The sequence below is a fragment of the Epilithonimonas sp. JDS genome (assembly GCF_021261315.1).
Taxonomy (GTDB): Bacteria; Bacteroidota; Bacteroidia; order Flavobacteriales; family Weeksellaceae; genus Epilithonimonas.
The window spans coordinates 79,843-102,080 of the sequence record NZ_JAJSAX010000001.1 but is presented as its reverse complement, the minus strand read 5'-3'; the positions used below and the strand labels follow the sequence as shown (position 1 = coordinate 102,080).

Here is a 22,238-nt window from a genome sequence, read left to right as displayed (position 1 = left end):
CCATCATTTTCAAGTCTTCAATCCATATTATATAAATGATAAAAATCAAAAATAAAAACCTCGAAATCAGCCTTCATCTTTTGATTTGGCTGGTTTTATTTTTTCTTCCTGCGGCATTTACCTTTGGTTCGGCGACCGATTGGAGTGGGATTTTCAGACATTTTTGGTTGCAATTGGTTTTCCTTGCCATCATATTTTATGTCAATAATTTCGTCCTCGTAAAATGGCTTTTTGAGGATAAGAAAATTTGGTTTTACGTCTCAAACGCCGCGCTTCTGATTTTTTTGATTTTCATTAAAAGTCAAATTTTCGAATGGCTGGAACCACAAAAACCTAGAATGTTCGGCAGACGGCCACCAGACGGAATAAGGTATTTTTTTGACTTCCTGATTTATCTGATTCCTGTAGCCTTTTCAATCGCCATCAATGCCAGCAAAAGAATGAAGAAAGCCGAAGAAATGAAAATTGAAGCCGATAATATCAAACTGCAATCCGAACTCAAACATCTGAAATACCAGTTGCAGCCGCACTTCTTCTTCAATTCTCTCAATAATATTTATTCCTTGATTGATTTTGATTCCGAGAAGGCGAAACAAAGCGTTCATAGCTTAAGCAAATTGATGCGCCATCTTTTGTACAAAACGGATGTCGATAAAATCAGCCTTTCCGAAGAAATTGAATTCCTGAATAAATATATCGATTTGATGTCCGTGCGATTGAATGATAAAACGAAGGTCTACACCAATTTTCCAACGCGCATTCCCAATCTCGAGATTGCACCTTTACTTTTCATTTCGATTGTTGAAAACGCTTTTAAACACGGCGTTTCGGCTACTCAACATTCCGATATCAGTTTTAAAATGGAAATTGTTGAAGACGAAATTCACTTCACAGCGTCAAACTCCAATTTTCCTAAAACGGATACGGACAAAAGCGGTTCCGGAATCGGTGTAGAAAATCTGCAAAAAAGACTTAACTTGCTTTATCCCGAAAAACACGAGTTTCATTCCTGTTTGAATGACGGAATGTACATCGCGGAAGTGAAATTGAAAACGAAGTAGAATGAAAAAAATAACCTGCCTCATCGCCGACGACGAACCAATGGCTCTCAGCCTAATCGAAAGTTATGTCCTGAAAACGCCGTTTCTGGAACTGAAAGCCAAATGTAACAACGCCATCGAGGCAATGCAGGTTTTGGAAGAAGATAAAGACATCGATTTGTTTTTTCTCGATATTCAAATGCCGGATTTATCTGGTCTGGAATTTTCAAAACTTGTTCTACAAAACAGCAGAGTCATTTTCACAACTGCCTTCGACCAATATGCGATTGATGGTTATAAAGTCAACGCTTTGGATTATCTGTTGAAACCTTTTGATTACAATGAATTTCTGAGTGCAGCCACAAAAGCTAGAAATTATTTTGAATCTCAACAACCAATTTCCATTGCAAGGCCAGAAAAAAACCAGGAATTTTTCTTCGTAAAATCAGAGTACAAGCAAATCAAAATCAACTTTTCCGAAATTCTCTACATCGAAGGTTTGAAAGATTATGTCAAAATTTATCTGAAAGAGAATCCTAAACCAATTCTAACTTTGATGAGTTTGAAAAAGCTGGAAGAAGAATTGCCTTCTGATAATTTTATGAGAATCCATCGGTCTTTCATCATCGGTCTGGACAAAATCGAAGCCATCGAAAGAAATCACATCGTCATAGGAAAAGAGCAAATCGCGATTGCGCCAAACTACAAAGATGCGTTGATGGAATATATTGGTGGAAAGAGTTTGTAAATTCCCATCCTTTGGAGGGGTGGCGATTTGCCTAAGCGAATTGACGGGGTAGTTTATAAGATATCCACAATCTTCTGACTCATATTATTCAGAGAAAAAACTTCACCTTTCTGTTTGCCATTCATCGCTTTTGCCAAAGGAGATTCTGGCGAAATACAGATGATTTTCTCATTTTCAATTTTAATCTCACCTAAGGAAACCGAAATGAAAAACAAACCTTTTTCCGTTTTTACAATGGCGCCTTTTTCAGCTTTATCATTTGGTTTTGGCAAAACAGTTTTTAGGAATTCCTTTTGTTTCAAAATCTCATTCAGCTGAACTTGCAGGTTGTTGATTTCCTGCTGAAGCATTTCTCTTCCAGTTTCATACTTGTCGCCCATAGAACTTTTGGTATCGTTGCTGGATGCTCGAGTTTCCGAAATCAGTTTTTCAAAATTCTCGATTTTTTCGGAGAGTTTTTCCTTTATCAAACTAAGGAGAGATGCTTTGTCCATTATTTTAAAGTGATTTTAACGTTCGGATTTTTGCCATTGATAGATTTCAATTTTCCACTTGTAGATTTATCAAAAGTGTCATCCCAATATTCAAAGGTCGTATTTCCGATTTGTTTGATTTGCTCGTATTTATTGGCATCAAAAACAAAATTATCTCTGTAAGAGACAACGATTTTTCCTATTTTTCTGATTTTCCCGTAATTATGTTTATCAGAAAATTCATCATCAAAATAGTCGATTTTAATTGTACCAATATTTTTCAGTTTTTTGAATTTAATTCTGTCAAAAGTTTCGTCCCGCCAATAATCAAGGTCAATATCTGCGATAGACTTGGGCTTGCCATATTTTACACCATCAAAATTATAATCATCCCAATAGATTATTTTTTTCGCGCCTTGCGTTTTAAGTTTTCCGAATGTTCCATCATTATTGAAGTCATCATAATAGGTGAAATTCCCCTCGCTATTTTCGAGATAAAATCCCATATAATCTCCAGCCTCACTGATTTGGAAATGAACGTCATTGATTTGAATTTCGTAATACAAAAGTCGCGAATTTGATTTCCCTATCACAGCTGTCAAAGTTTTGTTTTGAGAAAACAATGTTTGAAAACTACACAGTAATATAAGGAGTAAAAATATTTTCTTCATAAATTATTTTACTAAAGTCAATCCCAATTTCTCAGCTTCATTGATCACAAATTCTCTGGCTTCAACCTTGTCATTTTGAATTTCACCTTCCAGAATTGCTTCCTTCACTTTTTCTTTCAAAATTCCGATTTCTCTGCCAGGATTTAAACCAAAAAGTTCCATAATTTCTTCACCAGAAATCGGTGGTTGAAAGTTCCGAACCTGGTCTTTCTCCTCAACTTCTTTGATTTTCTGCGCAACGTATTCAAAATTCTTTTTGAATTTGGCTTGCTTAGAATAGTTTTTCGTCGTGATGTCGGATTTACAAAGTGTGAACAAGTCTTCCAAATCTTCTCCTGAATCAAAAAGCAAACGTCGCAATGCGGAATCCGAAGCGTCATCCGTAATCAGCGCAATTGGTCTGGCGTGCATTCTCACGAGTTTTTCAACATATTTTTGCTCTTGCCCAAGTGGAAGTTTCAACCGTTTGAAAATCGATTTTGTCATCTTCGAGCCTAGAAATTCGTGACCGTGAAAAGTCCAGCCTATTCCTTCTACAAACTTTTTCGTCGGTGCTTTCCCGATGTCGTGGAGTAGCGCTGACCAACGAAGCCAAAGTTTATCGGTGCTTTCCGAAATATTATCTACAACTGCCAATGTGTGATAGAAATTATCTTTATGCGTCTGTCCGTCGATGTCCTCGATGCCTTTTAATGCGGTGAGTTCTGGGAGAATATATTTTAAAAGTGAAGTTTCTTCAAGAAGTTTCAAACCTTTTGAAGGCTTGTCAGAAAGCATTATTTTGTTGAATTCCACCATTATTCTTTCCATCGAAACAATTTTCATTCGTTCCGTTTCGTCTTTGATGGCTTTCAAAGAATTTTCTTCGATTTTGAAATCCAAAGTTGTCGCAAAACGAATCGCTCTCATCATTCTGAGTGGATCATCCGAATAAGTTTGATGCGGTTCTAGTGGCGTTCTCAGGATTTTCTTGTTCAAATCCTGAAGTCCGTCAAAAGGGTCGATGAGTTCGCCGAAATTTTCTTTGTTCAATGAAATCGCCATTGCGTTGATGGTAAAATCTCTGCGTTTCTGGTCATCTTCAATCGTTCCGATTTCTACCGATGGTTTTCTGGAATCTTCACTGTAGCTTTCTTTTCGGGCGCCAACAAATTCCAATTCCAAATCCTTGTATCTGAACATTGCGGTTCCGTAAGTTTTGAAAACCGCGACCTTGGTTTTTGGGTCGATCTCTTTGGCGATGCTTTCTGCTAATTCGATTCCGCTGGATTCTGTGACGAAATCAATATCGGTTGGCACTTTTCTTTTCATAATGAGATCACGAACGAATCCGCCAACGGCGTAAACGGTTTGTCCGTTTCTGGAAGCGACTTCAGAAATGATCTTGAAAAGTTTGAGGTTTTTATTTTGGTTGAGGTTGATTAGCATTAAGTACTTAAAAAATTAATGTAATTGGTTTTGTTTAAAATTTTAATAGAAGTCGTGTTATTTTTTCAAATATTCTCCTGCTGTCAAAACCGGAATTTTTGAGTTTTTGAAATCCTTTTTATTCCTTGTAATGATGATGTCTGAGTCGTTGTCCATTGCCGTGAAATATTGCAATCCATCTTCAAAATCATTGAAATCCGAAGCCAGTGCCAATTCTATAGATTTGTCTTCCAAAGGCAAAACAGTTACCAGAACTTTAAATTTCGCCAAATATTTTTTAGCATCTACTTCCTTATGATGCTTTGCAATCGAATAGTAAGCATTAGCAAAGGACAAAGCTGAAATACATAAATGAATCTCTTTTTTATCACTCAATGTGAAAAGATCTTGAGCGTCTTTATAAAAATGTTCGCGCTTAGCTAAGAGATCGATGATGATATTGGTGTCGACAAAAACTTTTTCCACTATTGATATTTTTTATCGATGTAATTTCTATAATCCTTTTTCTCATCATAATCATTGGGGATGATTCCCGTAAGACTATCAACTAAAGAGCTGACCGATGACTGTTTTTTTGTCTCCCTCGTCAATGAATTCAGATAATTTTCTATGAGTTTGGAAAGACTGACCTGATGATTTTTAGCATAAGATTTCGCTTCGTCTATGATTGCTTTATCAAGATTTAGTGTGAGTTTCGTATTCATAACAATCTTATTTACGTGTAAAAATAATAAATTATCACGTAAGTTGTTTCTCCAATGATAATGTTTTTGTGATTTACAGGAATTTTGGGTGAAAGTAACCCCTTCAGAGTTTTAAACTCTGAAGGGTTGAAGAAATTTATTAATTAAATTCTCAGCCATTTTGACTTTTAATTTCAATCCAAAAACTGGAATCGAGAAATTCTGTCCGCAAAAATCTTTCGGTATTTCTTTTGCGATAAGAGTAAATACAAAAAGTAGTTTTTTTTCATAGTTTATTTTTCCGGCGGATGATCTTGCGAGAGGTCATCCGCCGGTTTTTTTATTCGCGAAGGATTTTGATCTGGCTGTTGTTCCAGATCTTGATAACGGACGAACCCGGATATTCCGAAACCTTGTCGTGGAATTCTTCTACAATATAATCTACTGAGTTTTTTATTTCATCAGAAATGTCTGAAAACTTCAAAGGTGACTTTTGTCCGCTCAGGTTTGCGGAGGTGGAGACCAAAGGTTTGTTGAGTTTTGTGATGAGCTTTTTGCAGAAATCATTTTTCACGAGACGAATTCCGATGCTTCCATCTTCTGCCAACAATTCTTTAGGTAGATTCTTTGGATTTTCATAGACGATGGTCACGGGTTTTTCGCTGACGTCCATTATTTGCCACGCCATTTCGGGAACATCTACGAGATCTTGAAGTCGTTTCTCGGACTCTACTAATATAATGAGTGATTTGTTGGCTTCTCTTTTTTTGATGTCGAAGATTTTTTTGATGGCATCTATATTAGTAGCGTCGCACCCGATTCCCCAGATGGTGTCTGTTGGGTAAAGGATGGTGCCGCCGGAGCGTAAAGTTTCTAAGGCTTGGGTAAAATCCATTTTGAGTGTGATTTTTGGGAAATTTCTGATGTTAACACATTTTTAAAAATATAAAAGATTGATTTTTAATGATTTAAATATTTTTATGAATTTCCGCAGTTAAAATTATCTGTTGCAAATTTAACAAATAATGAACAGACTTTTAAATTGACTTAACCTGTTAACCTGTATTTAACATAATCTTGATTTTCGTAACAGCATATTAAAGAATAGTTGTTAATTCTTATACATTCGGATTGCTTTCCAAAGCATTTCTTTGGCAACGAAGAAAAAAGGAAATCAAAAAATGAAAGCAAAAACAATAAGCATCAGTGCTTTGTTTCTTTGTATGTCAACCACAATGTTGTTGGCACAAACTACAACCGATACGCTGAAAGGCGAAAAGAAAATCGATGAAGTGAAGATCATCGGTAATTCTAAAAAAGGTACAGAATCTAACATTATTCAAGCTCAGAAAAAATCTGTTGAAGTGATAGAGAGAGTGGGAGCAGTCCAGTTATCCAAACAAGGTGTTGGCGATGTTGCCACTGCTGTTACTAAAGCTACGGGTACTCTAAAACAAGAAGGAAGTGGGCAGATCTTTGTAAGAGGCCTTGGCGATCGTTACAATGGAACTACTTTGAACGGCTTGGAAATTCCTTCAGAAAATCCGGAATATAAAAACGTTGATCTGGAAATTTTCAAAACCTCAATGATTGAATATGTCTCTCTTGATAAGGTTTACAACCCAAGATTCTCGGGAGATTTTGGCGGAGCCAATATCAATATCGTTTCCAAAGAGCATACCGGAAAACCATATTTCAAAGTGGGAATCGGAAGTAGTATCAACCTACAGACTTTTGATAAAGGTAGTTTTAAACTTCAAGATGGTGGTCCGGGTTTTTTCGGATTTAAAGAATCTACTTTCATCAAAGGAAATCCCAACGCAGCAGGAGCACCTTATCCATTCACTACAAAATGGAATTTTAAAAATGCACAGAATCCGTTCAATTCAAGTATAAATATCGAAGGTGGCAAATCGTTTGGAAAGCTTTCATTATTCGCATATGCTGGTTTTGATAACAATTATGAATACAGCGAAGGACAGGAAGGTTTTTATTTTACAGACGGCATTGTAAGTAGTAGATATGAAAACGTAAAACGCTCTTATTACCAAACCAATACAACAGCTTTGGTCAATTTGGATTATAAATTGAACAGCAATAATAAATTTAAATTAACCTCCAATTACATTCATTCTTCTCAGCAAGATGTAAAAATCTATACAGGATTCAACAATGATGTCTCTCAAAATGTAATCATCAACAGAGGCGATAATAAATTGACGGATACCTGGATCAATCAACTTTCCGGGAATCATAAACTAGGCAGTTGGACAGGAGACTGGGCGGTGGGTTATAATAAGCTGAATAGTAAGAGACCGGATCGTCTTCAAAATACTATCAATGCTGGCAGTAATACGCTGATTGCAAGTTCTGGTATCAGCAACCACAGGTATTTTGATGATTTAAATGATGGAACAGTGTTAGGCCATATTTATTTGACCAAAACATTTGCGGAAAAATACAAATTAGTTTTCGGTTATGACGGCTCTTACAAAGACAGAGACTTCGAACAGACAACAATTGGTCTTAATTCCACTGCTTCAACTACGGTAAACCCGGAAGATATAGATGCATACATTAATGCAGGCAACAGAGATTCTTTCAACTATAATGTGACGAGAAGTACTTATACAATGAAAAGAAATATTCAGTCAGGTTTTGCAAATGTTGATATTAATTTTTCTGATAGATTTGTAGTGCAGGTGGGTGGACGATACGATTTCATCAACTTTGATAATGCTTGGCAGGATATTCTGAATACCGGCAATAAAAATACAACATATAATAAAATTTTACCTGCCCTTAATGCCAAATATACGCTTAATGACAGACAAAATTTAAGATTAGCAGCTTCTAAAACTTACACCTTGCCACAGGCAAAAGAGCTTATTCCTATTGCGTATTATGACGTAACTACAAACGTTCTGGGAAATCCCAATCTTTATGCTTCTGATAATTATAATGCAGACTTGAAGTGGGAATTCTTCCCAAAATCAGGAGAAGTAATCTCTTTGACAGGTTTTGGAAAATACATTCAGAATCCAATTGCCAGAACTACATTCTCATCCGCTTCTCCGGATATGACGTATTTCAACGTTGCAAACTGGGCCTATATCTTCGGAGCCGAGTTCGAAATCAGAAAAGATATCTACAAATGGAATAATTCCAAAATATATGCTTTCGTAAATGCAACCTATATGCACTCTCAGCAAGAACTAAAAACCGAAACAGAAATAGCTAAAGAAAACCAAGGGACTAGAGCACAATTCAGCGGTCAGGACAAAGAAGACGTTCAGGGTGTTGCAGATTTTTTAGCTAACGTAAATTTAGGCTACAACTTCAAATGGAATACGAATAACGCATTGGATTTTGTAGTGTCATATAGCAGAACAGGAAAAAATCTTTACGCAATCGGTACAAACAATATTGGTAATTTCTACGAACTGGCAAGAAATGTTTTGGATGCCAATGTAAACTTTACGCTCAGCAATTATACCATCGGAATCAGTGCTAAAAACTTATTGAATCCACATTACAAAATAGAGCAGTCTTATCTGGACGGTTCTGCAACTTTTATCCACAAAGATTACACGAGAGGTCGTCAGGTTGGACTTAACATAGCTTATAAATTTTAAAATATAATACTAATATAAATTTAATAAAATGAAAAAAACATTCTTAAAAGCAATTCTAGGTCTATCCTTAGTAGCTTCTACAACAGCAGTAGTTGTATCTTGTGACAGTAACGACGATAATACCGAAGAAACAATTATTGATAATTCAGGAATTGATGCTAATAATTTCAAAGGAGACATTACTGGTAATGTAACTTTGGATGCTTCTAAAACTTATACGATTACAGGTAAATTAGCTGTAAAAAGTGGTGGTTCTCTTACAATTCCTGCAGGTACAAAATTCAAAGCAACAGCTGGGGAGCTTGATCCTAATACTGGAGCTGCAAAAAATGTATCATATCTTATCGTAGAAAGAGGTGCCAAGATCTTTATCAACGGAACTGCTTCTAATCCTGTAGTATTCGAAGGTACAGAACACAAACAAGGTCATTGGGGAGGTCTTGTACTTCTTGGAAATGCACCTTCAAACAGAAGTGCTGCAGGTACTTCTACATCAGAATTAGGAGATTCAATCTATGGAGGAACTGATAAAGTTGACAATGCAGGAGCTAGTGTTATTCAATATGTAGTCATCAAAGATTCAGGTTTCAAATACAGCCCTACAAAAGAATTCAACGGTCTTTCTTTGTTTGGAGTTGGTAGCGCAACCAAAGTTTCTTACGTTTATGTAGCAGATGGTGCAGATGACGGTGTAGAGATGTTCGGTGGAAATGTAAATGTAGACCACATCGTAGTGACTGGTGTTGGAGATGATTCTTTTGACTGGACAGAAAGCTGGAGCGGAACAGTAGAATATCTTTACGCTGCCAGAAAAAAACAATATGAAAACGCACTAGAGCCAGGAAACAGAGGTATCGAAGCTGATACTCAGGATACAGATGCAAATACGACGAATGGTGCAAATGGAGGTATCTCCAATCCAACAGTAAAGAATGCAACTTTTATCGGAAACAAAAAAGATCCGGAATCTCAAGGTTTAAAAGTTAGAGCAGGTTCGCAAGGTAAATTTGACAATATTGTAATCGCAAACTTCAAAACAGGTCTTGATTTTGAAACACCTAGAACTTTAACTTGGTTCACCAGTGCTTCTTATATTACCAATGTAAGACTAATAAGTGTTGATACAGCTTTCAAAGGTATCGGTGCAAACAATTATACTGTAAAAGCTGACGCTACAGGAGCAGGAGCAGGTACAGCATTGCCGGATTGGGCAAAAGGCTGGACTGGTCTTACCAGCTTCGACATTGCTGATGCAGGTACTCTTTAAGTATCAGGTTTCTTGAAAATAGGATAAATTTCTTTTTTCTTCATATCAAATCAAATTTATTTGAGCCCGCAATTCACTGCGGGCTTTTTTTGTTTTCTATTTCATAATGTGTAATGCTAATAAAAAGCCGCACAGCGGCACACTGTTAATAGAAAAATCATCAATCATTAAGAACCAAAGCTCCATAGGAGCGCCCTGTTAATATCAGAAAGTATCTTCTTATTAATATTAGACCACCTGCAACTTATATTCTTGAATCTGCAATTTATATTGGAACACCTGTAACTTATATTTGAGCATACGGAAGTTATATTCTTGCATCCATAAACAATATTCTTGCATCCGGAAGTTATATTTGAGCATCCGGAAACAATATTCCTGCATCCGTAAGTTATATTGGAGCATCTGGAAACAATATTCCAGCATCCGGAAAATAAATTACAGAAACTTCAAACTATTTTCTACTGCCATAAAAAAACATTTCCCGAAATTTGAACTATCAACTATCAACTATCAACTATCAACTATCAACTATCAACTATCAACTATCAACTATCAACTATCAACTATCAACCAGCAACTATGAACATCATCCTAGCCTCCACATCCACACTCTTCGGCGGACAATATTTAGAATATCTGAAACCCGAACTCATAAAACTTTTCGAAGGAATCACTGAGATCATCTTCATCCCATTCGCCAGACCAGGCGGTATTTCCCACGACGACTACACACAGAAAGCAAAAGACTTTTTCGCAACAATCAATATCAATGTTAAGGGTCTTCACGATTTCGAAGATAAAATCGAAGCCGTCAATTCCGCACAGGGATTCTTCACAGGCGGCGGCAACACGTTTCTCCTAGTCAAAACACTTCATGAATTAGGATTAATGAAAGTCCTGAAAGAAAATATAGAATCAGAAAAACCATACCTAGGCTGCAGCGCTGGAAGCAATATTGGCGGAGTCAATATGAAAACCACCAACGATATGCCCATCGTTTATCCGCCAAGTTTCGACTGTATGGAACTGGTTCATTTTAATATCAATCCACATTACCTTGACTCAAATCCCGAAATCAAACACAACGGAGAGACAAGAGAAACCAGAATCAAAGAATTCCTGACCCAAAACGACGTCAAAGTTGTTGGTCTGAGGGAAGGCAACTGGATCAGAAGAATAGGAAACAGAGTCACAACCGAAGGCTCAGAACTCACAAAGATCTTCGAAAAAGGAAAAGAACCATACGAAATAGAATCTGGAACCGAATTATAAATTCTGAAACGACGAAGTCGTGGCATCTTGGTAGGAATAGAATACATTTTAAATCAAAGGTGCGAAGCTCCGAGATATTAGTAATATTAAATTCAACCTTCAAATTTTGACATTCGAAGCTCCGAAATATCGGTAGAATATTTGTATTCAACGATTGATTATTAATGATAAAAATTAAAGCTTATGAAAACTAAATTCGGATTTTTATTAATGGCCATAAGCCAATTTTATTGGACTCAAAACAATTACATCATCAAAGACGGCTCAAAACGTTTCGATGCTCGTATCACCGTTCAGTCTTGCAAAGGCGATGATTGTGGCGGAAAAGGAATTGTAAAATTGATTGACAAAAAAACAAACCAACTTTTCCAAACTTTTGAGTCAGACGATCTCAGTCTGTTTCTGGACAACGATCAAAAACCAACGGTCAACGTCATTCAGCTGTACAACGAACAGAGTCCTTTAATTTTTGATGATTTTAATTTTGATGGCTCGGAGGATCTCGCAATTCGGAATGGCAATCAAAGTGGTTACGGCGGACCGTCGTACGATGTTTACGTTTTTAATTCGACCAAAAAACAATTTGTTCCAAGCGGAGAACTCACAAATCTGGCCTACGAAAATCTCGGCATGTTCCAGACAGATCACAAACGGAAACGAATCATTACATCAGCAAAATCCGGTTGCTGCTGGCACATCACGACAGAATATGCTGTAATTCCGAAGCAAGGTTTGCAAAAAGTCTATGAACTGGAAGAGGATGCGCAAGGTGGAGAATTTGTCACCGTCACGACAAGGAATTTCATTAATAACAAATGGATCAGCAAAGCCAAAAAATACAAAATCAACGACTATTATAAAGATTAAAATGAAGATTCAAAAAGAAATAGATTTCATCCTGGCAATTGATGCCCTCAAAAATGTCAACCGAAGAAATTACAATGCAGACGATTCCCGAAGAGAAAATACCGCAGAACACAGCTGGCAGATCATCATTCTGGCACAGATCCTTTTTCCTTATGCCAAAAATAATACGGATATCGATTTATTAAGAGTCATAAGAATGCTCTCAATCCATGACTTGGTGGAGATAGATGCCGGCGACACATTTCTCTTTGATGAAGAAGGAATGAAAGGGAAATTCGAGCGCGAGAAAATCGCTGCCAAAAGAATTTTCGGAATTCTGGATGAACCGCTTTCCACACAATTTTACAACCTCTGGATTGAGTTTGAAGAAGAAAAAACACCCGACGCTATTTTTGCCTGCGCAATTGACAGAATTATGCCATTTATTCTCAATGCCCACACTTCCGCGAAAAGCTGGACAGAAGCGGCTGTTACAGAAAAGCAGGTACGGACAATGCTGGAAACTGCTATTTGCAGATCATCGGATGATTTGGAAGAGTGTTTCAGAATCCTGATGGGCAGATGTCTGGATGACAAAAAACTGGTAAAACATTTATAACTAATGACAAAGAAAATCGCCCCGAAATTTTTCGAGGCGATTTTTATATTAAGAATAATCTTCTGTTATTTTGTTGCCGGAGCCTGAGTTGCTGGAGCTGTATTAGCAGGCGCTTGTTTCACCGGAGTCTCACTTTTTGCAGGTACTGGCATTGATGGAGCTACTTGCGAAGGTTTTCCTGTAAGAATGATGCTTAGGAAAATCAAAACAACAATAGTTCCGCCAAGCGTCCAGGTTGCTTTTTCCATAAAATCATTGGTTCTCTGTACGCCAAAGTTTGCAGCAGATGCACCTCCGAAAGTACCGGAAAGTCCGCCTCCTTTTGGATTTTGAGCCATGATGATGATAACTAATAAGATGCTAGCAATGATAATCAGGATCATAAACAGCGTAAATATTGTGCTCATAGTATAGTCTTAGTAATAAATTTTGAAGCGCAAATATATGGATTTTAATCAATAATAAAACTTATTTCTTGATAAATTTTACAATATTGGTTTCGTTGCTCAAAGATTTTAATTTAATAAAATAAACACCGGTTTTCAAATTGCTGATATCGATTTTGCTTCCTTTGAAATCTTTACTAAGAATCAGTTTTCCGGATTCATCCATAATCTCATACGCTATGAAATTTTTGTTAGATTCTATATTCACATAATCCTGAACCGGATTTGGAAAGATCTTCACAACTGCAATTTTTTTCGAATGATCATTCACAGCCAAAAGACAAGCTGGCGGATTTGAAATTGGTCCAGATGAATAATCGTAGAAGATATTAGTTTCTGTTTCCAAAGCGTAATATAAATAGTTGGTATTTGGGGATCCTCCAATATAATTACAGTTATTAAATTCAACATAAGCTTTATTGAAGGCGTAAGTTGCCTTGTACCATCCTTCACAGCCAGCAGTCATCTGGTTTCCTGGAGGAAAAAAATCAATAGTTGTAACCGGATCTATGTAGTTCATATAAGAACAAACATTTGTCCAGTTAGCCGGGGGTTTGAAATAAACTGTCTTCTGGGGGAGATTTTCAAATTGACCAAAAAATAACTGAAATGCAATCAGTAAAAAAAAGAGTAGAAGTTTTTTCATAAAAATTAGTTTTAATTGGTTAAACCCAAATTTACATAATAATTTAATAACTTCGTCCGAGTTTTTTCAAAATATAATTATAAACAGATGAAAATCAAACATTTCATAGCTGCAGCAGCAACAATACCTTTTATGATGAATGCACAACAGGTCATGACACCGGAAATCATGTGGACGCTCAATCGGCTGGGCGTTCAGTCCGTTTCTCCAGATCATCAATCATTGATTTACAAAATCAGCAAAACAGACCTTAAAACCGAAAAGTCAAATTCCGAAACTTTCTGGTTGGATCTTTCCGGAAAAGCAAACAAGCTTGATTTAGGCAAGAAAAGCCTTATACAGTGGGACAAAAACGGAATTTATGCTTTAGAAAACAAACAGATATTTTTGTCAAAAGATTCCGGTAAAACCTGGACGGAATTCTATTCTATTGGTTATGTTGACAATATTGTCATTTCTCCAGACGGGAAAAAAGTGGCTTTCAGCAAAGCGGTTCATATCGAGGATCTTCTGGGAAAGGATAAGTATAAAGATCTGCCAAAAACGACGGCTCAAATCTATACAGACCTCAATCACAGACATTGGGATGCTTTCAACGAAGGTTCGTACAACCACGTTTTCACAGTCAATATTTCAGAGTCTGTGGACAAGGCCAAAGACCTCTTGGAGGGAAAAGCTTACGATTCGCCACAGAAACCATTTGGTGGCGCAGAGGATTTTGTTTGGAGTCCGGATTCGTCGCAGTTGCTTTACGTTTCCAAGAAGAAAAGCGGCGCAGAATATGCGCAAAGCACCAACACCGATATTTACTGCTATGATCTGGCAAGTGGCGTTACCAAGAATATTACAGAAGGAATGATGGGTTACGATGTGAATCCGAAGTTCAGTCCGGATGGTAAATTTCTCCTTTGGAACTCAATGGAAAGAGACGGTTTTGAAGCCGACAAAAATGATATTATGATCATGGATTGGAAGGCGATGAAGTCTGAAAATCTTACAAAAGCCTGGGACGAAAGTGTCACTGGCGATGTTTCCTGGAGTGCAGATGCAAAATCGATCTATTTCACTTCAGCTTTCCGCGGCACGAAACAATTATTCTCGGTTGATGTTAAAAATAAAACTGTAAAACAAATTACGAAAGGCGATTTTGATATCAACGAGATCGTACTCGAAAACAAAGGCAAACTTTGGGTCACCAAAACAGATATCAACCACAATGCAGACCTTTTCGAAGTGGATTCCAAAGGTGTATTGAAACAGATCACGGACATTAATAAAGATAATTATTCCAAGTTGGTTCAAGGAAGATCTGAACTGAAAATGGTGAAAACGACCGATGGAAAAGAGATGGGCGTTTGGTTCCATTATCCACCCAACTTTGACCCAAATAAGAAATATCCGACTCTGGTTTATTGTCAAGGTGGACCACAATCTGGATTGACGCAGTTCTTCTCCACGAGATGGAACTTCGCTTTGATGGCTGCAAACGGCTACATCGTCGTGGCACCAAACAGAAGAGGAATGCCAGGCTGGGGCGTAAAATGGAACGAAGCGATCAGTGGCGACTGGGGCGGACAACCGATTAAAGATTATTTGTCAGCAACCGACTTTGCTAAAACATTACCATATGTAGATGGAAATAGAGTAGCGGCTGTTGGCGCAAGTTACGGCGGATATTCTGTATTTATGCTGGCTGGAGTTCACGAGAATAGATTCAAAACATTCATTGCACACGACGGATTATTTGATATGAAATCCTGGTACGGAACAACTGAGGAACTCTGGTTCGCCAATTGGGATCTAGGTGGAAATTATTGGCAGAAACCAACACCAAAAGCGTATTCAGACTTCAATCCAAGTAATTTTGTGGACAAGTGGAACAGACCAATTATGGTGATCCAAGGTGGAATCGATTTCCGTGTTCCTTACGAGCAAGGTCAGGAAGCTTTCCAAGCTGCAAAACTGAAAGGTCTGAAAACCAAATTCCTTTATTTCCCGAACGAAAACCATTGGGTGCTTCATCCGCAAAACGGTTTGGTTTGGCAAAGAGAATTCTTCGAATGGTTGAAGGAAACACTTTAAAATTCCCCCTCCAATGGAGGGTGTCAAAAATTTTTTAATTTTTGACGGGGTGGTTTTTAAATAAAAATTAAAATGCAGTTGAATTATCATCTGCATTTTTTTTATATTTATCTAAATAAAAAAACACGAATATGAAAATTTTATTACCAATGCTATTCATCGGAACGATGCTGACTGCGCAAGTTTCCAACATTGTAAGGCACCAGGATTCTTACAAAAATTTCCCTTTCGAAGGCGTTAGAATTGTTCAGGTGGACGAGGTAAATTCGCCGGACAATGAGGACAATGTCTTCATCTTTTCAAAAATCGAAAAAGGAGCGAAGCCTGATAAAATGACTTTCCAAAGATTTACAAAAATCGATGGAGAATGGAAAGTGAAAGCCAAAAAACAAATCGAGCACGCGGGAATCATTAGTTCTTGGGGACAAAGAAAGTCCTTTGCCAATTACGATAAAGACAAAAGCATCGACGCACTTTTCATTTATTCATTGAACGACTACGATTTCAAACAACAATCTGTTCATTTGATTTTCTCAAAAAATGCTGAGTTCTACGAAATCTCAACTTCTTTGGAAAGTGGTTATTCGAAAGATGTTTATTCTGATAATTTTAAAGATCTACCAGAGAATATCAAAAATGAGATTCTGGAATATTGGAATAAGTTGGATAAGCAGTAATTTTTTTAATAGAAAACCCCTTCAGAGTTCTAAACTCTGAAGGGGTTGTTTTTCGCGACTTTAAAGCGTTGTAATTTTTAAATTTTAGCGACTTTGCGATGAAAAATCACTCAATTTCAACCGCCCAATCACCTTTCCATTCTTCATTCCTTTCCAACTTCAAAATCCCAAATTTCTGAGTTAATTCCTGGTTGTGGTCTTCGATGTCCGCGATTCCCTGCCAAGGTTCAAGGCAAACGAAATCAGCATTTTTTGCCGCCCAAATTCCGAAATATGGGAAGTTTGAAAAAGTGAAAATCACTTTGTGGTTGTTTTGATTATTTCTCAGGATCAATTCTTTGCTTTTCATATTGGTCATCACCAAAGCGTCTTTTGAGAACAATTCGTATGAAAGTGGAAGCGTTTTATTTTCCAGGTTGATGGTTTCGGTTTTTTTGCTGATGAGATTATCGATCAAAGGATGGATTTCCAAGTTTTCATCATCAGAAAAGGAAATCTCGTAATCATCATACTTCAATCCATTTTTGGTGTCAATCGCAAATCCAGGATGTGCACCCAAAGAAAAATACAGTTCTTTTTCCGAAGTATTTTTCACGTTGTAAGAAACGGTCAACTTGTTTTCAGTCAAAGTATATTTGATCTCCAAACTGAAATCGAAAGGATAGAATTTCAAAGTTTCCTCATCAGAATTTAATTCAAAAATAACCTGATTTTCTGATGAACTTTTCACGTCGAAAAACTTTCTTCTGGCGAATCCGTGTCTTGGCATCTCATAAGTTTCACCTTCGAAAATATATTTGTCATCTTTCAACGCGCCAACGGTCGGGAAAAGGACTGGACTTTGGCCGCCCCAAAAATCAGGATTGCCTTCCCAGATGATTTCTTTTCCTGTGTCGAGATTAATTAGCGAAATGAGTTCTGCACCGAGTTCATTGAAGCAGGCCTTTATTTTTGTATTTTGAAGTTGAATCATAATTGATATTGTAAATTTTATTTGAATTTTTTGAAAATTTCCGTCGAAACCTTGTCATAGATTTCTTTGTCATTAGTTGGATATTGCAAGGTGGCAAATGCAAAAGCATCGTTTTTCAAGATGGTTTTTTGATAAAAGACCTTCCCATTTCGATAACCCGAAATTACAAAAAATGTTTTGCCTAATTTTTTATAAGTGATGACATTTTTCTTCTTTAGATGATTTTGAACATCCATTTTATATTGTCTTTCCAGAGAAATCGTCTCGCCTTCCGGATCCAGATTTAACCGACCAAAAACCCTCAAAACTTCCTCACCTTTTTTATTAATGAAGATTTTGCCGTCGCCGTTTGGGCTTTCTGGCTGAGCTTTCAGAAAATCGGGATAATCCACACAATAGCCGAAACGGGCATTGCAATATTGGTCGTAATCTTGTGTTTGACTAATTTTTTCTGAGGTTAAATTAAAATTACCAATCGTAAGAAATATGAGAAGTGAAGCTATTTTTGTGATCATACAAAATCGATTTGCATTAATATATCAATTACAAATATCCAAATTAATCTTGATTTCTGGTCTAAAATCTAATGTCTAAATTCTAAGCTCTAATTTTATATAATAAATTCCTAAATTGCCGTTTTATAAGCAATAATGAAAGGTTTCAATTTTCTTAAAAGGATCAACAGTTGGGTCGTGTACTTTATACTCACGGCGATTGTACTTGGTATTGCCGTTTCTTCTTTTTTAATTATTGACAATCTCAGGAAGCAGGAGATTCAGAAGATCAATCTGATTGGTACGGCTTTGAAAGCCTATACTGATGATGAGATTTCAGCAGATCCAAAAATTCAGGAGTTGTATCTTGCTGTAATGCAGGATAATACCAATCTTCCTATTGTGGTGACAGACAAAAATAAAACACCCATTTTCCAAGCCAATATTCCCGAACAAATCGAACAAGATTCCCTTAAGCTGAAAAATCTGATCAGAAAAATGGAAAATTCCTACGATCCTTTTGTCGTAGAATTGCCATCTGGACAGAATCAGTTCATCTATTACGACAACTCCGATCTGCTCAATTATTTCAGGTTTTATCCTTACCTAATCGCTTTGTTCATCGGCGCTTATCTGATATTTTCCTTTTGGTTCCTGAGAACTCTCAAGAAGACTGACGAAGGTTTTGTCTGGGCTGGTTTGGCTAAGGAAACAGCGCATCAGATCGGAACGCCATTATCATCAATGATTGGTTGGGTGGAAATTATGAAGCTGGAAGATGAAAATGGATTAGGCGTAAAAGAACTCGAGAAAGACGTTGAAAGACTGAAAACTATTTCCGAGAGATTTTCAAAAATCGGATCAATTCCGTCGCTGAATGATCTTGATATTAATGAAACCGTACAGCAGAATTTTGATTATTTGAAATCCAGAATTTCGACAAGAGTCGATTTTACTTTAAGAAAAACCTACGAACCAATTCTGATTCCACACAGTAAAATCCTAATGAGTTGGGTGATCGAAAACCTGATCAAAAATGCCGTCGATGCGATGAAAGGCGAAGGAAAACTGGAATTGTCTCTTTACAAAAAGAATAGAAATGTCTACATTGATGTGACCGATTCCGGAAGCGGAATGACAAAACAACAGGTCAGAAATGCCTTCAAACCGGGATTCTCTACCAAAAAACGTGGTTGGGGATTAGGTCTTTCTTTAACGAAAAGAGTCGTGACAGAATATCACAAAGGCGAGGTGAAAATTGCCAATTCTGAAGTTGGGAAAGGAACGACTTTCAGGATTGTTTTGAGGGAAGAGCAGAAATAAGTTTTATAATTATCTCAAAAAATCAATAGTTTTCCTCTTGATTTCAAAATCCCTATCTTTGCCGATTGAAACCAAAGAAAATATTGTATCAATTCGTTATAATTTCAATTTTCCAGGTTATTCTTTACCACTTTAAAAATAAATTTTCCCAGATGAAAACCACTTTTGCAGACTTCGATTTACCGGAAAAGATTCTGGATGTTCTAGCCGATCTCAACCTTTTTGAACCAACGCCTATTCAGGAAAAAAGCATCGGACCGATACTTTCCGGACGCGATGTGATGGGAATTGCCCAAACGGGAACAGGGAAAACTTTGGCTTACACGCTTCCAGTCCTTAAAACCTGGAAATACAACAAAACAGGGAATCCAACGGTTTTGGTTTTGGTTCCAACCAGAGAATTGGTAGTGCAGGTCGCAGAAGTGATCACAAAAATGACGGAAAATATGACCGCAAGAGTGATCGGAATTTACGGTGGAAAGAATATCAATACACAAAAATTATTGTTCAATGACGGTTGTGACATCTTGGTAGGAACACCTGGTAGAGTAATGGATTTGGCGATTGATAATGCAATTTCGTTAAAGGAAGTTGGTAAATTAATCATCGATGAATTTGATGAAATGCTGAATCTTGGTTTCCGTCCACAGCTCACACACATCTTCGAAATGATGAAGGAGAAAAGACAAAACATCCTTTTTTCTGCAACTATGACAGATGCTGTAGACGCATTGTTGAACGAATATTTCGCCGGCCCAATTGAAATTTCACTGGCAAGATCTGGAACACCGTTGGAAAAAATTGCACAATCTGCAGTTCCGGTGGAGAACTTCAACACCAAACTGAATTTATTAATTCATCTTCTTAAAACAGAAACGGACTTAGAAAAAATTCTAATTTTTGCTAATAATAAAAAACACGCGGATCTCATCTTCGAAAAACTGAATGTCGAATTTCCAGACCAGTTTGGTGTCATCCATTCCAACAAATCTCAGAATTTCAGATTAAGAGTGATGCAGGAATTCACCAATGAAGAATTGCGAGGCGTGATCACGACGGATATTATGGCGAGAGGTCTGGATATTCCGGATATTTCGCACGTTTTCAACTTCGAGGTTCCTGAGGTTCCAGAGCAATACATTCACAGGATCGGTAGAACTGGTCGTGCGGACAAAGAAGGGATTTCCATCACGTTCTTCACCAAAAAAGAAGAAGCGCAACTTTTGGACATCGAACTTCTAATGGACAGAGAAATCAAGAAAACGGAATTCCCGGAAGCTGTGACAATTTCTAAAGTGAAGATCGCATCGGAACAGGAAGAAGTGAAGATGAAATTCCTAACGACAGCCAAACTGAACGAAGGCGATTCTGCTTTCCACGAGAAAAAAGCGAAGAACAAGAAAACCAATCTAGGAGGACCAAGCAAGCGAAAAGAACCGAAGAAATTCGGAGCGAACAGAGCTCAGCAGAAGCAAAAGTCTATAGCGAAGAGAAAGAAATAATCAAAAATCCTCAGAGTCTTCTGAGGATTTTAGTTTTAATAAATAATGTGCATTAAACTATTGATTTCTTTGGTAACAATTGTTAATAAGTCTGATATTTTTTAATACTCAATAATATTTTTTCATTATTTTTACAATAATAAAACTAAAAACTAATGAAAACATTTTTGTCATTTATTTTCTTATGGACTTTCCAATTCAGTTGTACCGCACAATGGGTTGCATTAAATGTAGGAAATGTAAACGCTTCCAATTTTTCAGACGTTTACGCCATTACACCAGACATCGTGATAGTGACCGGCAATAATGGAACCATAATCAAAACAACAAATGGTGGTGCAAGCTGGCAGCAGAAATCATCAGGAACAACTCAAATTCTTGGAAAAATTCAATTTCCCACACAAGATATTGGCTTCATAGTTTCAGCTGGTGCACAATTACTGAAAACAACGGACGGTGGCGATACATGGCTTCCAATCGCTGTGGATAATGTCAGCTCAATATATTCTATGTCCTGTGTGAACGAAAATTTAATTTTCCTGTCTTGTATCGATTCGAATAATAATTCTATTTTACTTAAGAGTATTAATGGAGGAAGTTCCTGGGAAAAGATTATTGGGAATGATGCACAAATGAAATTTTATGACATCCAATTCTTAAGTGGAGAAACTGGTTATGCTTCAAATAATAATGTTTATCATTCGAGTGAAAATAACATTTTAAAAACTTTGGATGGTGGTAAGAATTGGACAAAAATTGATAATTCCCGGGGACCATTTAATTTTATAAATGAAAATAAAGGGTTTAGTTATCAGTTTGGATTTCTAAAAACCACAGATGGAGGAAACAATTTTGAACGATTAGGCCAAAGTTCTTTATACCTTTTATCCAAAATATTTTCCATTAATGAAAATACAGTTTGGGGTATTTTTGAAGATTTAACTTTGTGTGGATGCGGCACACGCGGTTTGGTAAGGATGACTTACGGTTCAGAAGATGGATATAAGGAATATGTACAAATAAAGAATGCTTTTATTTCTTCGATCTATTTCAGCAACGTCAAATTGGGATATGCTGTTGGTGTGGAAAATGGAAAAGCGAGCGTGTGGAAAAATATGGCAGCAGACCTTACATTAAATACTGGAGAAGTAATCAAAAATTCAATAAACATCTATCCTAACCCAACTTCTGACAAAATAAACATTTCCATCAATCATCAATATTCAAAAGAGTTTACGATCTCTATTTCGGATATGGCAGGAAAAAGCGTTTACAACCAGAGTTTCAAAAATAGAAATGAATTAAGCATTGATGCTAAGGGTTTTACAAAAGGAATTTATATTTTAAATCTCAAAAATCAAAAACAGAATTATACTCAAAAAATTATAATCCAATAAAGGAATTTCAAAA

The 22,238-nt window shown here is 36.8% G+C and carries 22 protein-coding genes; 12 read left to right on the top strand and 10 right to left on the bottom strand.

Annotated features, from left to right (window positions below):
• Nucleotides 1-35 precede the first annotated feature (35 nt).
• A complete protein-coding gene (locus LUD75_RS00535; RefSeq protein WP_232703785.1) occupies nt 36-1,061 on the top strand; it encodes a histidine kinase in 1,026 nt (341 codons plus the stop codon).
• A 1-nt stretch (nt 1,062) separates the two neighbouring features.
• On the top strand, nt 1,063-1,788 hold the full coding sequence (locus LUD75_RS00530) for a LytTR family DNA-binding domain-containing protein (protein ID WP_232703784.1): 726 nt from the start codon (nt 1,063-1,065) through the stop codon (nt 1,786-1,788).
• Between the two features lie 53 nt (nt 1,789-1,841).
• On the opposite strand, the gene LUD75_RS00525 is transcribed toward LUD75_RS00530, so the two are convergent.
• From LUD75_RS00525 to LUD75_RS00500, 6 genes are all read right to left on the bottom strand, one after another.
• Nucleotides 1,842-2,282: a GreA/GreB family elongation factor gene (locus LUD75_RS00525; RefSeq protein ID WP_232703783.1), complete on the bottom strand. Its 441-nt coding sequence runs from the start codon at nt 2,280-2,282 to the stop codon at nt 1,842-1,844.
• Nucleotides 2,282-2,932: a hypothetical protein gene (locus LUD75_RS00520; RefSeq protein ID WP_232703782.1), complete on the bottom strand. Its 651-nt coding sequence runs from the start codon at nt 2,930-2,932 to the stop codon at nt 2,282-2,284. Before LUD75_RS00520 ends, LUD75_RS00525 begins: the two co-directional genes overlap by 1 nt.
• Nucleotides 2,933-2,935: 3 nt before the next feature.
• Complete coding sequence (locus LUD75_RS00515) at nt 2,936-4,360, bottom strand: HD domain-containing protein (RefSeq protein ID WP_232703781.1); 1,425 nt, start codon at nt 4,358-4,360, stop codon at nt 2,936-2,938.
• 57 nt (nt 4,361-4,417) lie between these two features.
• Nucleotides 4,418-4,825 (bottom strand): PIN domain-containing protein, encoded by a 408-nt coding sequence (locus tag LUD75_RS00510; protein WP_232703780.1) that lies wholly within the window; start codon nt 4,823-4,825, stop codon nt 4,418-4,420.
• Complete coding sequence (locus tag LUD75_RS00505; RefSeq protein ID WP_232703779.1) at nt 4,825-5,064, bottom strand: DUF6364 family protein; 240 nt, start codon at nt 5,062-5,064, stop codon at nt 4,825-4,827. The genes LUD75_RS00510 and LUD75_RS00505 overlap by 1 nt, the downstream gene beginning before the upstream one ends.
• 319 nt (nt 5,065-5,383) lie before the next feature.
• Complete coding sequence (locus LUD75_RS00500; RefSeq protein ID WP_232703778.1) at nt 5,384-5,938, bottom strand: L-threonylcarbamoyladenylate synthase; 555 nt, start codon at nt 5,936-5,938, stop codon at nt 5,384-5,386.
• A gap of 286 nt (nt 5,939-6,224) precedes the next feature.
• Here LUD75_RS00500 and LUD75_RS00495 point away from each other — a divergent pair, with 286 nt between their 5' ends.
• The 5 genes from LUD75_RS00495 to LUD75_RS00475 all read left to right on the top strand — a co-directional run bounded on the left by LUD75_RS00495 (nt 6,225) and on the right by LUD75_RS00475 (nt 12,685).
• Nucleotides 6,225-8,678 (top strand): TonB-dependent receptor, encoded by a 2,454-nt coding sequence (locus LUD75_RS00495; protein ID WP_232703777.1) that lies wholly within the window; start codon nt 6,225-6,227, stop codon nt 8,676-8,678.
• 28 nt (nt 8,679-8,706) lie between these two features.
• The gene (locus tag LUD75_RS00490) at nt 8,707-9,945 is read left to right on the top strand and encodes a hypothetical protein (RefSeq protein ID WP_232703776.1); all 1,239 of its coding nucleotides are present in this window, start codon (nt 8,707-8,709) and stop codon (nt 9,943-9,945) included.
• 582 nt (nt 9,946-10,527) lie between these two features.
• A complete protein-coding gene (pepE, locus tag LUD75_RS00485) occupies nt 10,528-11,220 on the top strand; it encodes a dipeptidase PepE (RefSeq protein WP_232703775.1) in 693 nt (230 codons plus the stop codon).
• 183 nt (nt 11,221-11,403) lie between these two features.
• Nucleotides 11,404-12,087: a hypothetical protein gene (locus tag LUD75_RS00480; protein ID WP_232703774.1), complete on the top strand. Its 684-nt coding sequence runs from the start codon at nt 11,404-11,406 to the stop codon at nt 12,085-12,087.
• Between the two features lies 1 nt (nt 12,088).
• The gene (locus LUD75_RS00475) at nt 12,089-12,685 is read left to right on the top strand and encodes an HD domain-containing protein (RefSeq protein WP_232703773.1); all 597 of its coding nucleotides are present in this window, start codon (nt 12,089-12,091) and stop codon (nt 12,683-12,685) included.
• Between the two features lie 65 nt (nt 12,686-12,750).
• Here LUD75_RS00475 and secG read toward each other — a convergent pair whose 3' ends face one another.
• Nucleotides 12,751-13,092, bottom strand: coding sequence for a preprotein translocase subunit SecG (gene secG / locus LUD75_RS00470; protein WP_232703772.1), 342 nt, complete (start codon nt 13,090-13,092; stop codon nt 12,751-12,753).
• Between the two features lie 61 nt (nt 13,093-13,153).
• A complete protein-coding gene (locus LUD75_RS00465; protein WP_232703771.1) occupies nt 13,154-13,651 on the bottom strand; it encodes a T9SS type A sorting domain-containing protein in 498 nt (165 codons plus the stop codon).
• Between the two features lie 213 nt (nt 13,652-13,864).
• On the opposite strand from LUD75_RS00465, the gene LUD75_RS00460 reads away from it, so the two are divergent.
• Nucleotides 13,865-15,859 carry a S9 family peptidase gene (locus LUD75_RS00460; protein ID WP_232703770.1) on the top strand — a complete coding sequence of 665 codons (1,995 nt, stop codon included), beginning with the start codon at nt 13,865-13,867 and terminating at the stop codon, nt 15,857-15,859.
• Between the two features lie 131 nt (nt 15,860-15,990).
• Nucleotides 15,991-16,536 (top strand): hypothetical protein, encoded by a 546-nt coding sequence (locus LUD75_RS00455; RefSeq protein WP_232703769.1) that lies wholly within the window; start codon nt 15,991-15,993, stop codon nt 16,534-16,536.
• A 106-nt stretch (nt 16,537-16,642) separates the two neighbouring features.
• Here LUD75_RS00455 and LUD75_RS00450 read toward each other — a convergent pair whose 3' ends face one another.
• Both LUD75_RS00450 and LUD75_RS00445 read right to left on the bottom strand, forming a co-directional pair.
• The gene (locus LUD75_RS00450) at nt 16,643-17,509 is read right to left on the bottom strand and encodes an aldose 1-epimerase family protein (RefSeq protein WP_232703768.1); all 867 of its coding nucleotides are present in this window, start codon (nt 17,507-17,509) and stop codon (nt 16,643-16,645) included.
• A 17-nt stretch (nt 17,510-17,526) separates the two neighbouring features.
• Nucleotides 17,527-18,024 carry a hypothetical protein gene (locus LUD75_RS00445; RefSeq protein ID WP_232703767.1) on the bottom strand — a complete coding sequence of 166 codons (498 nt, stop codon included), beginning with the start codon at nt 18,022-18,024 and terminating at the stop codon, nt 17,527-17,529.
• Between the two features lie 135 nt (nt 18,025-18,159).
• Here LUD75_RS00445 and LUD75_RS00440 point away from each other — a divergent pair, with 135 nt between their 5' ends.
• The 3 genes from LUD75_RS00440 to LUD75_RS00430 all read left to right on the top strand — a co-directional run bounded on the left by LUD75_RS00440 (nt 18,160) and on the right by LUD75_RS00430 (nt 22,225).
• Nucleotides 18,160-19,326, top strand: a complete 1,167-nt coding sequence (locus tag LUD75_RS00440) for a HAMP domain-containing sensor histidine kinase (RefSeq protein WP_232703766.1) — start codon at nt 18,160-18,162, stop codon at nt 19,324-19,326.
• Nucleotides 19,327-19,478: 152 nt separating this feature from the next.
• Nucleotides 19,479-20,828, top strand: coding sequence for a DEAD/DEAH box helicase (locus LUD75_RS00435; protein ID WP_232703765.1), 1,350 nt, complete (start codon nt 19,479-19,481; stop codon nt 20,826-20,828).
• 155 nt (nt 20,829-20,983) lie between these two features.
• Nucleotides 20,984-22,225, top strand: a complete 1,242-nt coding sequence (locus LUD75_RS00430) for a T9SS type A sorting domain-containing protein (RefSeq protein ID WP_232703764.1) — start codon at nt 20,984-20,986, stop codon at nt 22,223-22,225.
• Nucleotides 22,226-22,238 lie beyond the last annotated feature (13 nt).

What these genes read in the sequence shown, in the direction of transcription:
- LUD75_RS00455 (WP_232703769.1), top strand. Translation starts at nt 15,991, where the DNA reads ATGAAAATTTTATTACCAATGCTATTCATCGGAACGATGCTGACTGCG.
- LUD75_RS00430 (WP_232703764.1), top strand. Translation starts at nt 20,984, where the DNA reads ATGAAAACATTTTTGTCATTTATTTTCTTATGGACTTTCCAATTCAGT.
- LUD75_RS00490 (WP_232703776.1), top strand. Translation starts at nt 8,707, where the DNA reads ATGAAAAAAACATTCTTAAAAGCAATTCTAGGTCTATCCTTAGTAGCT.
- LUD75_RS00480 (WP_232703774.1), top strand. Translation starts at nt 11,404, where the DNA reads ATGAAAACTAAATTCGGATTTTTATTAATGGCCATAAGCCAATTTTAT.
- LUD75_RS00500 (WP_232703778.1), bottom strand. Translation starts at nt 5,938, where the DNA reads ATGGATTTTACCCAAGCCTTAGAAACTTTACGCTCCGGCGGCACCATC.
- LUD75_RS00525 (WP_232703783.1), bottom strand. Translation starts at nt 2,282, where the DNA reads ATGGACAAAGCATCTCTCCTTAGTTTGATAAAGGAAAAACTCTCCGAA.
- LUD75_RS00495 (WP_232703777.1), top strand. Translation starts at nt 6,225, where the DNA reads ATGAAAGCAAAAACAATAAGCATCAGTGCTTTGTTTCTTTGTATGTCA.
- LUD75_RS00475 (WP_232703773.1), top strand. Translation starts at nt 12,089, where the DNA reads ATGAAGATTCAAAAAGAAATAGATTTCATCCTGGCAATTGATGCCCTC.
- LUD75_RS00445 (WP_232703767.1), bottom strand. Translation starts at nt 18,024, where the DNA reads ATGATCACAAAAATAGCTTCACTTCTCATATTTCTTACGATTGGTAAT.
- LUD75_RS00530 (WP_232703784.1), top strand. Translation starts at nt 1,063, where the DNA reads ATGAAAAAAATAACCTGCCTCATCGCCGACGACGAACCAATGGCTCTC.
- LUD75_RS00440 (WP_232703766.1), top strand. Translation starts at nt 18,160, where the DNA reads ATGAAAGGTTTCAATTTTCTTAAAAGGATCAACAGTTGGGTCGTGTAC.
- secG (WP_232703772.1), bottom strand. Translation starts at nt 13,092, where the DNA reads ATGAGCACAATATTTACGCTGTTTATGATCCTGATTATCATTGCTAGC.
- pepE (WP_232703775.1), top strand. Translation starts at nt 10,528, where the DNA reads ATGAACATCATCCTAGCCTCCACATCCACACTCTTCGGCGGACAATAT.
- LUD75_RS00460 (WP_232703770.1), top strand. Translation starts at nt 13,865, where the DNA reads ATGAAAATCAAACATTTCATAGCTGCAGCAGCAACAATACCTTTTATG.
- LUD75_RS00435 (WP_232703765.1), top strand. Translation starts at nt 19,479, where the DNA reads ATGAAAACCACTTTTGCAGACTTCGATTTACCGGAAAAGATTCTGGAT.
- LUD75_RS00520 (WP_232703782.1), bottom strand. Translation starts at nt 2,932, where the DNA reads ATGAAGAAAATATTTTTACTCCTTATATTACTGTGTAGTTTTCAAACA.
- LUD75_RS00505 (WP_232703779.1), bottom strand. Translation starts at nt 5,064, where the DNA reads ATGAATACGAAACTCACACTAAATCTTGATAAAGCAATCATAGACGAA.
- LUD75_RS00450 (WP_232703768.1), bottom strand. Translation starts at nt 17,509, where the DNA reads ATGATTCAACTTCAAAATACAAAAATAAAGGCCTGCTTCAATGAACTC.
- LUD75_RS00465 (WP_232703771.1), bottom strand. Translation starts at nt 13,651, where the DNA reads ATGAACTACATAGATCCGGTTACAACTATTGATTTTTTTCCTCCAGGA.
- LUD75_RS00535 (WP_232703785.1), top strand. Translation starts at nt 36, where the DNA reads ATGATAAAAATCAAAAATAAAAACCTCGAAATCAGCCTTCATCTTTTG.
- LUD75_RS00515 (WP_232703781.1), bottom strand. Translation starts at nt 4,360, where the DNA reads ATGCTAATCAACCTCAACCAAAATAAAAACCTCAAACTTTTCAAGATC.